This is a genomic window from Candidatus Dormiibacterota bacterium (genome assembly GCA_036495095.1).
Classification (GTDB): Bacteria; Chloroflexota; Dormibacteria; order Aeolococcales; family Aeolococcaceae; genus CF-96.
In genome coordinates, this window is the sequence record DASXNK010000117.1 from 30309 (window position 1) to 43717 (window position 13409).

Annotated in this window: 13 protein-coding genes; 4 read left to right on the forward strand and 9 right to left on the reverse strand. The window is 76.1% G+C overall.

Annotation, left to right across the window (positions count from 1 at the left end; translation table 11 throughout):
• Positions 1-9: 9 nt before the first annotated feature.
• Complete coding sequence (locus VGL20_12790; protein HEY2704559.1) at positions 10-855, reverse strand: hypothetical protein; 846 nt, start codon at positions 853-855, stop codon at positions 10-12.
• A 97-nt stretch (positions 856-952) separates the two neighbouring features.
• Here VGL20_12790 and VGL20_12795 point away from each other — a divergent pair, with 97 nt between their 5' ends.
• The gene (locus VGL20_12795) at positions 953-1537 is read left to right on the forward strand and encodes a hypothetical protein (GenBank protein HEY2704560.1); all 585 of its coding nucleotides are present in this window, start codon (positions 953-955) and stop codon (positions 1535-1537) included.
• A gap of 6 nt (positions 1538-1543) precedes the next feature.
• Here VGL20_12795 and egtD read toward each other — a convergent pair whose 3' ends face one another.
• From egtD to VGL20_12830, 7 genes are all read right to left on the reverse strand, one after another.
• Positions 1544-2521, reverse strand: a complete 978-nt coding sequence (egtD, locus tag VGL20_12800; protein ID HEY2704561.1) for an L-histidine N(alpha)-methyltransferase — start codon at positions 2519-2521, stop codon at positions 1544-1546.
• A gap of 2 nt (positions 2522-2523) precedes the next feature.
• On the reverse strand, positions 2524-3816 hold the full coding sequence (egtB, locus tag VGL20_12805; protein ID HEY2704562.1) for an ergothioneine biosynthesis protein EgtB: 1293 nt from the start codon (positions 3814-3816) through the stop codon (positions 2524-2526).
• Positions 3807-5057 (reverse strand): glutamate-cysteine ligase family protein, encoded by a 1251-nt coding sequence (locus VGL20_12810; GenBank protein HEY2704563.1) that lies wholly within the window; start codon positions 5055-5057, stop codon positions 3807-3809. Before VGL20_12810 ends, egtB begins: the two co-directional genes overlap by 10 nt.
• A gap of 377 nt (positions 5058-5434) precedes the next feature.
• Positions 5435-5695 (reverse strand): hypothetical protein, encoded by a 261-nt coding sequence (locus tag VGL20_12815; protein HEY2704564.1) that lies wholly within the window; start codon positions 5693-5695, stop codon positions 5435-5437.
• Positions 5696-6337: 642 nt separating this feature from the next.
• Positions 6338-7699 (reverse strand): heterodisulfide reductase-related iron-sulfur binding cluster, encoded by a 1362-nt coding sequence (locus VGL20_12820; GenBank protein HEY2704565.1) that lies wholly within the window; start codon positions 7697-7699, stop codon positions 6338-6340.
• Positions 7696-8940, reverse strand: coding sequence for an FAD-binding protein (locus VGL20_12825; protein HEY2704566.1), 1245 nt, complete (start codon positions 8938-8940; stop codon positions 7696-7698). The genes VGL20_12820 and VGL20_12825 overlap by 4 nt, the downstream gene beginning before the upstream one ends.
• Positions 8937-10385 carry an FAD-linked oxidase C-terminal domain-containing protein gene (locus tag VGL20_12830; protein ID HEY2704567.1) on the reverse strand — a complete coding sequence of 483 codons (1449 nt, stop codon included), beginning with the start codon at positions 10383-10385 and terminating at the stop codon, positions 8937-8939. Before VGL20_12830 ends, VGL20_12825 begins: the two co-directional genes overlap by 4 nt.
• Positions 10386-10455: 70 nt before the next feature.
• On the opposite strand from VGL20_12830, the gene VGL20_12835 reads away from it, so the two are divergent.
• Genes VGL20_12835 through VGL20_12845 form a run of 3 tightly spaced genes read left to right on the forward strand, consistent with a single transcriptional unit; the run spans position 10456 to position 12816 of the window.
• On the forward strand, positions 10456-11505 hold the full coding sequence (locus VGL20_12835; protein ID HEY2704568.1) for an amidohydrolase family protein: 1050 nt from the start codon (positions 10456-10458) through the stop codon (positions 11503-11505).
• Complete coding sequence (locus tag VGL20_12840; GenBank protein HEY2704569.1) at positions 11502-12251, forward strand: tryptophan 2,3-dioxygenase family protein; 750 nt, start codon at positions 11502-11504, stop codon at positions 12249-12251. The genes VGL20_12835 and VGL20_12840 overlap by 4 nt, the downstream gene beginning before the upstream one ends.
• 13 nt (positions 12252-12264) lie before the next feature.
• Positions 12265-12816, forward strand: a complete 552-nt coding sequence (locus tag VGL20_12845) for a DUF4337 family protein (GenBank protein ID HEY2704570.1) — start codon at positions 12265-12267, stop codon at positions 12814-12816.
• A gap of 17 nt (positions 12817-12833) precedes the next feature.
• Here the strand turns inward: VGL20_12845 and VGL20_12850 are convergent.
• A partial coding sequence (locus VGL20_12850; GenBank protein ID HEY2704571.1) for an XdhC family protein occupies positions 12834-13409 on the reverse strand: 576 nt, incomplete at its 5' end.

Consider the following 13409-nt stretch of genomic DNA (forward strand, 5'->3'; position numbering starts at 1 on the left):
CCTCCTCCTCTAGGTCCCGACGTTGCCGCAGAGCACCGGGTCGAGCACCGCGGGCTGTTGCGGGGTCATCCCGATGAACCACTGGTTGAGCGGGATGCCGGCGATGCCGGGGATCATCGTGGTGCTCACCGCATGCCCCCTGGCGTCGGCGGTCAGCGCCGCCAGGGGGTGCAGCACCGGACCCTCGCCCTCGCAGTTGCCCTTGCGGAGCTGTGCGTCGCGGGTGCTCCCCGGGGTGAGCCCGGTGGCGTCGAGAACCACCTTCAGCTGGTCTCCGGCGACGGTGAGGGTGGCCGCCCCCGCCGCCTGGGCGTCGGGGCCTCCGGGCGGCACCACCACGCTGAGCCCGGCGGTGATGACCCCCTGGCTGACCGGGTTGTCGAGGTCGCCGCAGAGCACCTCGACGTTCTGGTCGGCGGCGGCGGTGCCCCGGTAGACGGCCAGGTACCAGCCGGTCGCCGGGATCTCCGTCTCCCTGGCGTTGTTCACCGTGGTGGTGGTGTCGGCGATGCTGTTGGCGGCGAACACCAGCGGGTCCAGGGGGTGGACGACGGTGCCGGCGTGGGCGCAGCTCCCGCTCATCAGCCGGGCGGGACGGGTGCTGCCCGGCGCCAGTCCGGCCACCCTGATCTCGACGGTCAGCTGCTTGGCCGCGGGCTGGATGCCGATCACCGCCAGCCCCGCGGGGAAGTGGCGCAGCTTCACCGGGACCGGCCCGCCGGTGGTCGGGACCGGGGTGTTCGTGGCCGCCGCCGGGGCGGTGCCGGTCAACGGGGCGGCCCGCTGCGAGCCGTCGCTGCAACCGGTGGCGAGGCCGCTGAGGAGGGCGAGGGCGACGGGCAGGGGGAGACGCATCCGACCAGTGTCGCCACCCCGACCCGGCGGCGTCATTGTGCGGGGCGCCACAGCCGGGGCCCCGACGGGCGCGGTGCGGCGGCACTAGACTGGGGCCATGACCGTGGTCAGATGGGGGGTGGTGACGGCTGTGGCCGCGCTCACCGTGGCGCTCACCGGGTGTGGCCAGGCCGCGGCCAGCCCGCCGTCGAGCAGCGCCGTGCCCGCCGCCGTCGGCAGCGCCTCGGTGCCGGTCGCCGTGGCCCCATCCGCCACCCCGTCGCCGGCGGCGCCGACCTCGCCCGGGGCGGCGTCGCGATGCACCGCGGGGGAGGTGACCGCCGGCGCGTCGACCGACCGCTCCGCCTACCGCGCCGGCGACCCGATCACCCTCACCACCACCCTCACCAACCACTCCGCCCAGCCCTGCAGCCTCGACGTCAGTCCCCGCGACCCCCAGTTCACGGTGAGCGGCGGCGGCGGCGAGGTGTGGCGCACCTGCGGGCCCGGCCAGAGCTGCCCGCTCTACGAGCGGCTCGTCGTCCTCCCCGCCGGGGGGAGCCGCACCGAGACCACCTCGTGGAACCAGCACACCTGCGACGCCTCGAGCTGCCAGGGCCCGCCGCCGCCCGCGGGCGCGTACCACGAGACCGCCACCTGGGGCGACCTCGGCTCGGCGTCGGCCCCCTTCACCGTCGGGTAGCCGTCGTCACACCCCCGATGCCAGCGCCAGCGCGAAGCGTTCGGCGGGGTCGGTGAACCAGGCGGCCAGCCGCATCGACGACTCGCCGAGGCACGTCTCCACCACCGCGCGGGTGAACTTGGCGCTGATCTCGGTGCGCAGGGTCTCGCCGGCCTCGAAGTCGACGCGCATGGCGGCGGCGGGGATGTCCACGGTCTGGGCGCCCTCCGAGCGCAGGTGCATCTCGATGCGGTCGAGGACCGGGTCGTAGAGGGCGACGTGGGTGAATGCCTCGGGGTCGAAGTCGGCGCCGAGCTCGCGGTTGATGACGTGGAGGACGTTGCGGTTGAAGGCGGCGGTGACCCCGGCGGCGTCGTCGTAGGCGGCGATGAGCTCGGCGCGGTCCTTGACCAGGTCGAAGCCGCAGAGGAAGGTGTCGCCGGGCTCGAGCAGGGCGCGCACCTCGTCGAGGAAGCGGCGCCGGTCGTCGACCTCGAGGTTGCCGATGGTGCTGCCGAGGAAGAGCACCAGCCGGCTGCCCAGCCGGGGGATGTGCCCGAGGTGGCTGCTGAAGTCGCCGACCATGCCGTAGACGGTGAGCCCCGGGTACTCGTCGACGAGCTCCCGGGAGGTGCGCTGCACCACCGTGTCGGAGACGTCGAACGGGGTGAAGCTGCGCAGCGTGCCCAGGCGGCGGCAGGCGTCGAGGAGCAGCCGGGTCTTGCTGCAGGAGCCCGCGCCGAGCTCGACCAGCGCCTCGGGCCGGGTGAGGGCGGCGATCTCGGCGGCGCGGTCACGGAGGATCGCGCTCTCGGTGCGGGTCTGGTAGTACTCGGGCAGCTCGGTGATCAGGTCGAAGAGGCGCGAGCCCTCCTCGTCGTAGAACCAGCGCGGGGGCAGCCGGCGCGGGCGCCGGGCCAGTCCCTCGCGGACGTCGGCGATCAGCTCGTCGCGGGCGTTGCGGCCCACCGTGTGCACGGCGACGGTCAGCGGGGCGAGCACCATGGTCACGTCTCCTCGCCGCCGGCGGCGCAGCGGAAGCCGGCGAAGATCTGCCGGCGGATCGGGTGATCCCAGTTGCGGAACGCGGCGCGGCCGATGCTGGGCCGGGCCGCCCAGGACGCCCCGCGCAGCACCTTGTAGTCGCCGCCGAAGAACACCGCCGAGTACTCGGGATAGGGGAAGGCCTCGAAGTCCGGGTAGGCGAGGAAGTCGCTCGAGGTCCACTCCCAGACGTCGCCCACCATCTGCTCGCAGCCGAGCGCGCTGGCTCCGCGCGGATAGGCGCCGAGCGGGGCGCAGCCGAAGAGCCGCTGGTCGAGGTTGGCGTGCTCCGGGGTGGGCGGCGTGTCGCCCCAGGGGTACCGCCGCATCGTCCCCGTCTCCGGGTCCCAGCGCGCCGCCACCTCCCACTCGAACTCGGTGGGCAGCCGGCGTCCCGCCCAGCGTGCCCAGGCGTCGGCCTCGTGCCAGCAGACGTGCATCACCGGCACGTCCGCGTCGACGCCCACGGTGTGGCCGAACCGGTCGGTGACCCAGCCGCCGGCCTCGCGACGCCAGTGCTTGGGCGCGATCGCGCCGCTGCCGGCGAGCCACTCACGACCGCCCTCGCCCCAGAGCTCGGGGCGCCGGTAGCCGCCGTCCTCGATGAAGGCCAGGTACTGGCCACAGCTCACCGGGAAGCGGTCGATGCGGAAGCCGGCGAGGTCGACCTCGTGGACGCCGCGCTCGTTGTCGTAGGGATGGTGGCCGGGGGTGCCGACCGGGTACCGCCCCGCGGGCACGGCGACGCTGTCGAGGCTGACCGGCCGTGCCGCCGGGGGTGGCGGCAGCGCCGGCCGGTAGCCGCTCGCGACCAGCTGGAGGGTCTGCAGGATGGTCTCGGTGTGCTGGTGCTCGTGCTCGATGATCATCTCGTGCACGAAACCGTCGCGGAGCAGCGGGTCGTCGCCGTCGAGGTCGGCCTCGGCGAGCAGGTCGAGGGCGCGCCCGTCGACGGAGTCGCGGTAGGCGGCCACCTCCGCGCGCGCCATCAGCGGCAGGGTGCCGCGCACCCCGCGGGGATTCTCGAAGGCGTCGTAGCGGCGCATCAGCTCGTCGTCGGGGGGTTCGACCCCGCTGAGCCGGTGCACCAGCCACAGCTCCTCGAACACCGCGATGTGCCCGTAGTCCCAGACCAGGGGGCTCTGCAGGGGGTCGTGCTGCGCCATCACCGCGCTGTCGTCGAGGGGGGCGAGCAGCGCCTCGGTGCGCCGGCGTGCCTCGCCGAGCCGCTCGGCGATGCCCTGCTTCACGTCCATGTGCTGAGCTCCTCGGGTCGGTCGGTGTACCGCTCCAGCATCTCGTCGGCGGGGCAGCGACCGGCGGCGACGAAGCGCTCGCGGTACTCGGCCACCAGCGCGGGAGCCGAGGCGGGGAGGTAGCCGCGGTCGAGCCGGGTCATCCCCGCGAGCGCGGCGTCGAAGAGGGCGAGGGCGGTGCCCCGCAGCTCCGGGTCGGTGGTCGACTGCCGCGCCGCCCGCCACCAGTCGTCGCCGGTGGGGTCGGCCTCGAGCAGCTCGAGGGCGCGGCGGCGGGCGCCCGGCTCGCCGGTGAGGGTGGCGAGGACGCAGACCGGGACCGGCAGCCACCGGGCGGGGAGGGCGTCGAGGTAGCGCACCTCGAGGTAGCCGCGCGGCCGCACCGGCGGGAAGAGGGTGGTGAGGTGATGGTCGAGGTCGTCGCCGTCGGGACGGGCGCCGGCGACCGACAGCCAGCGCCGCATCGGAAGCCGGGCGGGGAGCCGCTCGCCCTCGGCGCGGGCCAGGGGGATGGCGTGCGCGCCCAGGGCGAGCTCGTGGTAGCCCGCGACCGGATCGCCGCCGAGGTGGCGGCCGTCGAAGCCGGTGCGGTCGGGGTCGACGCCCTGCCAGATCGCGGTGCGGGTGCTGCGCAGCCCGCTGGGGCTGCCGTCGAGCAGCGGCGAGGCGGCGAAGGCGGCGGCGAGCGCGGGCCCGGCGCGGTTGAGCAGCCGCCACCGCTCCCCGCCGTCGAGGTCGAGACAGACCTGGGTGGCGGTGGTCTGCCGCATCATCCGGCGCCCCCAGGGGCCGATCGCGTCGAAGTGCGCCTGCATGGCGCGGTACCGGGGGGCGGAGTTCTGCAGCCCGATGGTGTCGAGGTCGTGCCACGGCGAGACCGCGGCGCTGACCAGGCTGATGCCCTCCCGATCGGCGCACCGCCGCAGCCGCTCGACGAGGACGGAGGCCGCCTCCAGCGCCCCGGCGGCGCTGGCCGCGGGGGCGGGGCTGAGCTCCACCTGGCCGCCCGGCTCGAAGCTGAGGCGGGCCAGGCCGCTGAGGCCGGGATCGTGGGCGAGTGCCCGGCGCATCGCGTCGATCGAGACCGGGGTGGGGGTTCCCTCCTCGATGCGGACCGGGAGCAGCTCGATCTCGACGCCGACCCGTCCCGGCCCACCCGGTGCCCTCCCCGCGGGGAGGAAGAGGGCGTGCACCCTTCGTTCCAGGGCCGGCGCCCTGGTGACCCTCTGGGCGACGGTCACGTCGGGACCGCCGGGGCCCGGCGGCGGTGTCGCGCCATCGTCGTGGCGCGATCGCACGCGATCAGCAGGACCGGCATCGTCTCCTCCAGGCATTCGGGACCGGCCGGGTGAGAGGGCCCGGCGACGACTTCTCACGAATGATAGGCAGACGTACCTTTCCGTCCGATGAAGAAGTTGGTCTGCGGACCACGGCCGCGCCCGGCCTGCTGCTGGCGGCGGCCACCGCCGCCCGGCTCGCGCCCGGCTGATCCGCCGCTGGTGGAGACCCTCGGAGTTGCTGGGGTGATCTGACACCGACAGAACAGCCGGACGCACGGCCGCCGCCGCGACGGGCCACTGGACCCGTCGCGACGGCCGGCCGCCCCCCTCGCCCCGCGCTACTCGGCCGCGACCGGCTCCTCGGTCTCGGACTCCTCAGCCCCGGACTCGGACGCGGGGGCCTCAGCCTCGCCCTCCGCCTCGGGGGCCCCAGCCTCGCCCTCCGCCTCGGGCGCCTCAGCCTCGGACGCCGCCTCGGGGGCCTCCGCCTCGCCCTCCGCCGCGGGCGCCTCGGCCTCGGGCTCGGCAACCGCGACCGTCCCCTCCTCCGTGCCCTCCTCCTCGGACTCCTCGGCACGCGCGTCGACGTCGTCGGTCATGTTCCCACCTCCCAGTCCCCCCGTCCGTCGACGCTGCAACGCCATGCGGAGAGGGAGAGCCGCCGGGACATTATCGCCCCGTCCGGACGGCTCCGCAAGTATCTGCCGGGGTTGGCGTGAACCTGGGGTGTCCGGCGGGCCGCCGTCGAGGGAGCCCCGCTCCAGCGGTGGAGCGGGGCCCTGGACGGATGGTGGGATGCGGAGGTGAACCGGACGCGGCCGGGGTGGAGGAGGGGCGACTGCCCGATGGCTGTGGCTGAAAGTGTTGACAGGGCTGGGTTTTCCAGCGCCCGAGCAGTCGGTGCGCGGGCGCCGGTCGGCGCCCTCGTCAGCCGCACGCTGCGGGCGGTGGTGCCCGGGTCGCCCGCGGCGATGCGCCGCGACAGCGCTCGCCGGTGCGGGCCACCGTGTCCTGTCTCAGCCTGGCTCCGGCGCGCCGCCACCGGTGACGGCCTGCGCCCTGATCATCGTTCCCTTCCTCGTCTGCCCGCCATGGGCATGCCGTTGAAACGCGGGATTGCCGCAGGTATTGCACCGCCGGGGGAATCGACCTCCGGGAAGCCAACACAACCTCCAAGGCCAACGCCGCCGCACCGGCGGCGGACGCCGGCGGCGGAACAGTCGCGGCCGCACCGCGTGCACTCAGCGGCCGGCCGGGAGGCCCATCGTCGACCAGCGCTCGGCCCGAGCGCGAAGCATGGCGAGGGCGTCCTCACCGCGGATCGAGGCGTCGAGCAGCTCGACCGGGTGGAAGAGCGGCAGCGGGGTGCGGCGGGCGCCGAGGTGGCTGCCGATCTGCAGCAGGCAGCCGGGGTTGGCGGCGGCGACCGCCTCGGGCGCCGCCTCGTGCAGCCGGGCCGCGGTGCGCCGGCCCAGCTCGCCCGCGGCCTCGGGCTCGACCAGGTTGTAGATCCCGGCGCTGCCGCAGCAGGCCTCGCCGGGCGCGACCGCGACCAGCTCGAGGCCGGGGATCGCGGCGAGCAGCGCGCGGGGCTGCTCACGCACCCCCTGGGCATGGGCGAGGTGGCAGGCGTCGTGGTACGCGAGCCGCACCGGCAGCGGTGACAGCGGCGGCGGGTTCCCCAGCTCGGCGAGCAGCTCGCTGATGTCGCGGACGGAGGCGGCGAGCCGGGCCGCCCGCGCCGCCCACAGCGGGTCGTCGGCGAGCAGCTCGCCGTACTCCTTGAGCGTCGACCCGCAGCCCGCCGAGGTGACCGCGAGCCGGTCGGCGCCGGTGTGCTCGAGCCGCTCGATCAGGGTGCGCGCCCGCCGCAGCGCCGCGGCCTCCCGCCCGGAGTGCATCTCCAGCGCGCCGCAGCAGGGCTGCGCCGGCGGGGTGACCACCTCGCAACCCCAGGCGGCGAGCACCCGGGCGGCGGCGGCGTTCACCTCGGGGAAGAAGGCGTGCTGGACGCAGCCGCTGAGCATCGCCACCCGCATCCGCGGCGCTGCCCGCGCGGGCAGCCGCGCCGGAGGGTCCGCACCCAGCGCGGCGGCGTCGAGCGGCGGCGCCAGCGCCTCGATCAGGCGCAGCCGGCGGGGCAGCCGGGCGAGCACCCCGCTGCGGCGCAGCCGGTCGCGGACACCGCTGCGCTGGTACAGGAGGAGCCCGCGGGCGAGCACCCGCATCCGGCGCGGGTGGGGAAGGAACGCGAACAGCGCGTCGCGGAGCAGGCGGTCGGCGGTGGGGCGCCGCCAGCGCCGCTCCACCTGCTGCCGGGTCTGCTCGATGAGCCGGTCGTAGCGCACCCCCGACGGGCAGGCGGGCACGCAGGCCATGCAGCCGAGGCACCGGTCCCAGTGCCGCACCAGGCCGGCGGTGAGGTCGACGGTGCCGGTGAGCGCGGCGTCCATCAGCAGGATGCGTCCCCGCGGCGAGTCCGCCTCCTCGCCCCAGAGCTGGTAGGTGGGACAGGCCTGGAGGCAGAACCCGCAGTGCACGCAGTCGTCGAGCAGCGCGCGCGCCGGCGGATGGTGGGCGTCGAAGGCGCCGGTGACGGTCACGCCGTCTCCTCGTCGCCGAGGGCGCGACCCGGGGCGAGCACCCCGGCGGGGTCGAGCGAGCGCTTGAGCGCGCGCATCAGCGCCACCTCGGGGCCGTCCCCGGCAGGCAGGGCCACGCCGGCGAGCCCGGGGCCGCCGCGGTGCAGCACCAGGTGGCCGCCGAGCCGCTCGACTGCGGCGCGCAGCTGCGCCACCACCTCCGGCCGCTCGGGCAGGCGCGCCTCCGCCACCCCGAGCGGGGCCCGCACCACCATCTCCACGGCGTACGCGGAGGCGAGCTCGAGCAGCTCGGCGAGCCGGGTGCGCGGCACCGCCAGCCCCGCCACCGCGCCCTCGCCGCGCCACGGCCGCACCGCGAGCGCGGCATCGAGCGCCTCCGCCTCGGCGCCGTCGAGGACGCGCGCGCCGGTGAGCCCGGCGAGTGCCGCGGCCTGCTCGTCGACCGCCTCCTCGGTCCCGTCGACGCGCAGCCGGGCGGTGGCGTCGGGCCAGCAGACGTCGGCGGCGCTGAGCACCACCGGCGCGGTGCGCAGCAGGTCGGACAGCGCCGCCAGCCGCGCCGGCGAGGCGCGCTCGAGCAGCAGGCTGCGGCTGGCCGGTGGCAGCGGGTGGAGGCGCACGGTCACCTCGGTGATCACCGCCAGCGTGCCCAGCGACCCCACCAGCAGGCGGGTGACGTCGTAGCCGGCGACGTTCTTCACCACCCGTCCGCCGCTGTGCCCCACGGTGCCGTCGCCGAGCACGAAGCGGGCGCCGATGACCAGGTCGCGGGCGGTGCCGTAGCGCACCCGCAGGGGGCCGGCGGCGGCGGTGGCGACGAGGCCGCCGACGGTCTGGGCGCCGGGCTGCGGGGGGTCGAGCGGCAGCCACTGCCGGTGCCCGGGCGCGGCGGCGAGGACCTCGCGCAGCTCGTCCAGCGGCGTGCCCGCCCGCACCGTGCAGACCAGGTCGCCGGGGGCGTGCTCGACCACGCCGCGCAGCCGTGAGGTGTCGAGGACGGCGTCGCAGCGCCGCGGCGTCCGTCCCCAGCCCTGCCGGGTGCCGGCGCCGCGCACCACCAGGGCGAGGCCGGCGCGATGCGCCGCGGAGCAGACCGCGGCCACCGCGGCCTCGTCGACGGGGCTCACCACCGCGGCCGGGACGAGGCCGCCCACCGCGTCCGCGGCCGTCCCCTCGCGCACCGCGTCCTCGCCGGCGGCGCGCTCCAGCAGGGTCCGCGCCGGTGCCGCGGCGGTGCTCACAGCCGCTCCGCCAGGCCGGCGGTCTCGATGGGATGGGCGCGGTAGGGGCCGGGCACCTCGCCGCAGAGCCGCGGCGTGGGCAGCAGCTTGCCGGGGTTGCAGAGGCCCTCCGGGTCGAAGGCGTCGCGCACCCGGGCCATCACCGCGAGCGCATCGGCGCTGAACATCCGGGGCATGTGGCAGGCCTTGTCGAGACCGACGCCGTGCTCGCCGGTGATCGATCCGCCCTCGGCGAGGCAGAGGTCGAGGATGCGGCCGGCCAGCTCCAGCGCCCGCTCCGACTGGCCGGGCACGTTGCCGTCGTAGCAGACCAGGGGGTGGAGGTTGCCGTCGCCGGCGTGGAACACGTTGCCGACGCGCAGCCCGAACTCGAGCTCGAGCTCGCGGATGCCGCGGAGCACCGGTCCCAGCCGGGTGCGCGGGATCACGCCGTCCTGCACGTAGTAGTCGGGGCTCACCCTGCCCATCGCGGCGAAGGCGGCCCGCCGCCCCTTCCAGAGCAGGGCGCGCTCGGCGGCGGTGGTGGCCACCCGCGCCCCCGATCCTCCCGCCTCCCGGCAGATCCGGTCGACCGCGGCCAGAACCGTCCGGCACTCGGCCTCGGGACCGTCGATCTCGACCAGCAGCAGCGCCTCGCAGTCGGGATAGCCGGCGTTGACCGCGGCCTCGGCGGCCTCGATGGTGAGCCGGTCCATCATCTCCACCGCGGCCGGGAGGATGCCCTCTGCGACGATCGCCGAGACCGCGGCGCCCGCCGCCTCCATGGAGTCGAAGGCGGCGAGGGTGGTGATGCAGGCGGGCGGGCGGGGCACCAGCCGGAGGATCACCTCGGTGACGATGCCGAGCGTCCCCTCGCTGCCCACCACCACCCCGAGCAGATCGTACCCGGGCGGGTCGGCGACGGCCCCGCCGAGCCGGACCACCTCGCCGCCGGGGCAGACCATGGTCACCCCGCAGACGTGGTGGAGGGTGAAGCCGTACTTGAGGCAGTGGGCGCCGCCGCTGTTCTCGGCGACGTTGCCGCCGATGCTGCAGACCGCGCCGCTGGAGGGGTCGGGGGCGTAGAAGTAGCCGTGCCCGGCCACCGCCTCGCTCACCGCGAGGTTGGTCACCCCCGGCTGCACCGTCACCCGCTCGTTGGCGATGTCGACGGCGAGCACCGAGCGCATCCGCGCCAGGCAGATCACCACCCCGTCGGAGATCGCCACCGCGCCGCCGCTCAGGCCGGTGCCGCTGCCCCGGGCGACGTACGGGATGCCCGCCCCGTGGAGGATGCGCACCGCCGCCGCGGTCTCCTCGGTGGTGAGCGGCAGCACCACCGCGGCGGGGACGGCGCGGTGGCCGGTGAGGCCGTCGCACTCGTAGGCGCGCACCGCCGCCGGCTCGGTGAGCACCGCGCCGGCCCCCACCGCGGCCCGCAGCCGGGCGATCACATCGGGATCCATGGGACGGGATGGTAGGCATCGCCCCCGGCCGGCGCCATCGCGCGCGATCACCGCGCTACCCTCCGCCGCCATGGGTCCCGACCGCTGGCACCTCCACGCCGTGCTCCTCCCCGGGGGCGCGGATCCGGTCGACCTCTGGGTCGACGGCGGCCGGCTGACCACGGCGCCGCAGGACGGGGCCGAGACCCTGCCCGGCGGCTGGGCGCTGCCCGGGCTGGTCGACGCCCACGCCCACCTCAGCATCGACATCGCCGGAACCGGGCTGGGGCGCGGCTCGCCGGAGCTGATCGACGCCAACCTCCGCGCCCACCTCGAGGCCGGGGTGCTGCTGGTGCGCGACGTCGGCGCCGTGCCCGGGGCCACCCTGCCCGAGGGCGGCGGCCACGGTCCGCGGCTGCTCCGCGCGGGCCGCTTCCTCGCCCCTCCGGGCCGCTACATCCCCGGTCTGTACGAGGGCGTCGAGGCGGCCGGGGTGGTCGAGGCTGGGCTCGCCGAGGTGGCCGCCGGCGCCACCTGGGTCAAGGTGATCGCAGACTTCCCCGAGCGCTTTCCCGACGGCGGCCCGGCGATGCCGAACTACGACCTGGAGACGCTCACCCGGCTCGTCGAGGCGGTGCACGCCGCCGGGGCGCGGGTGGCCGCCCACGTCACCGGGCGGGCGCTCGCCGACGTGGTCGCCGCGGGCGTCGACTCGATCGAGCACGGGATCCGGATGGACGGGGACGCGCTGACCGCCCTCGGCCGCCGCGGCGGCGCCTGGACACCGACGCTCGCCACCACCGCCGAGATGCTCGGCGAGGAGCGGTTCGCACGCCTGGTCGAGCGCCTCATCCCGATGCTGGCGGGCGCCGCGGCGGCGGGGGTGACCGTGCTCGCCGGCACCGACACCCGCCCCGCGGGCTCGCTCGCCGCCGAGGTGGCGCTGCTCCGGCACTGCGGGCTGCCGCCGGTGGACGCCATCGCCGCCGCCTCCACCGCGGCGAGGCGCTACCTCGGCCTGCCCGGCCTGGAGGGCGGCGCCGCTGCCGACCTGGTGTGCTACGCGTCCGATCCGCGCGACGACCCCGAGGTGCTGGCCACGCCCTCGGCGGTGCTGGTGCGAGGACGGCGGGTCCCGTGAGCAGCACCGAGTACCACTCCTACCTGCTCATCGACGACCTGCTGAAGCTGCAGCGGCCGCTGACCGAGGGCGCACCCGACGAGCTGCTCTTCATCGTCGTCCACCAGGTCTACGAGCTCTGGTTCCGGGTGGTGGTCGACGAGCTGGTCCGCGCCCGCGACGAGCTCCTCGCCGGCCGCGCCCACACCGCGGTGAAGCCGCTGCGGCGGGTGCTCGCCGTCGAGGGCCTGCTGGTCGACCAGCTGGGCGTGCTCGAGACCATGGGCCCGGAGGACTTCCTCGCCTTCCGCGACCCCCTGGCCCCGGCGTCCGGCTTCCAGTCGGCGCAGTTCCGGGCCATCGAGAGGCTCAGCGGCGGGGTCGCCGGGGCGTCGTCGACGGCGGCGGGCGCGGGCGGCGACCCTGGCGGCCCCTCGCTCTGGGAGGCGTACTGCGGGTGCGCCCGGGCCCAGGGGCTCGACCTCCCCGAGGGCGAGGCGGCCCGCGAGCGGCGGCTCGCCGTGCTCGCCGAGCTCTACCGCGACCACGCCGGCACCGCCGACCGCAGCGCTCTGCACGGCGTCGCCGAGCTGCTCTGCGACCACGACGAGGCGGTCGCCACCTGGCGCTTCCGCCACGCGCTGATGGCGGCGCGCACCATCGGCGCCCGCCCCGGCACCGGCGGCTCCGCCGGGGTCGAGTACCTGCGCTCCACCGTCGAGCGCCGCTTCTTCCCGGAGCTCTGGGAGGTGAGGACCCGGCTGTGAGGAGGCACGGCTGATGGAGGCCAACGAGGCGATGGAGCACGCCCAGCGGACCGGGGAGCAGGCGGCCCGCGGCAATTTCGGGCGCCACGTCGCCATCCTCGTCGCGGTCCTCGCCGCGCTCCTCGCCATCGCCACGCTGCTCGGCAACCAGGCGACCGCCGACGCCATCCTCTCCCAGGAGCGCGCCACCGACACCTTCAGCGAGTACCAGGCCGACTCGGTGAAGGAGAAGGTGAGCGCCGACTCCGCCCTCATCCTCCGCCAGCTGGGCGGGGAGGCGGCGGCGAGGGCGGCGGCCGACCTGGAGCGGACCGCGGCGAGCGAGGCGGCGAAGCGGCGGCCGCTGCTGCCCCTGGCGCGCTCGCTCGAGGCCCAGCGAGACACCGCGGAGCACCGCCACCACGGCTACCAGTTCGCCGAGGCGGCGCTCCAGATCGCGATCGTGCTCGCCTCGGTCTCGATCGTCGCGCGGTCGCGTCCGCTGGTCTGTGGAAGCCTCGGCCTGGGGGTGCTCGGGGTGCTGTTCATCCTCGACGGCGCCACCCAGCTGGTCTGGCTCGGCTGAACCGTCCGGCCGCGACCTCAGGCGTCCTTCCACCCCCCGCCGCCGCCGCGCCGGGCCGCGACCAGGCCGGCGACGATCGAGAGCGCGATCTCGGGGGCGGTGCGGCCGCCGAGGTCGAGCCCCACCGGGGTGCGGATCGCGGCCACCTCCGCGTCGCCCAGGCCGCGGGCGCGCAGCGCCTCGAGGTGGTGGGAGGTGTGGCGGCGGCTGCCCATCAGCCCGAGGTAGCGGGGACGGTGGGGGAGCAGCTGGGCGCAGAGCTCGACGACGTCGGGGGCATCGTGGTCGGTGAGCACCGCGTAGATCTCGTCGCCGGCGAGCGCCGCGTCGAGGGCACCGGGCCGGTCGACCACCGCGTCGGCGTCCCAGAGGCTGCCGCGGAGCCGCTCGGCGCGGCTCTCCACCAGCACGGTGCGAAAGCCGACCGCGGTGGCCCACTCCAGCACCGCCGCCGCCACCGGGGTGGCGCCGCCGACCACCAGGGTCGGCCGGGCCGGATAGGGCTCGAGGTGGACCTCGATGGTGCCGAGGTCGTGGGTGTAGGTGCGCAGCCGCGGGGCGCCCTCGTCGAGCGCGGCGCCGGCGTCGTCGAG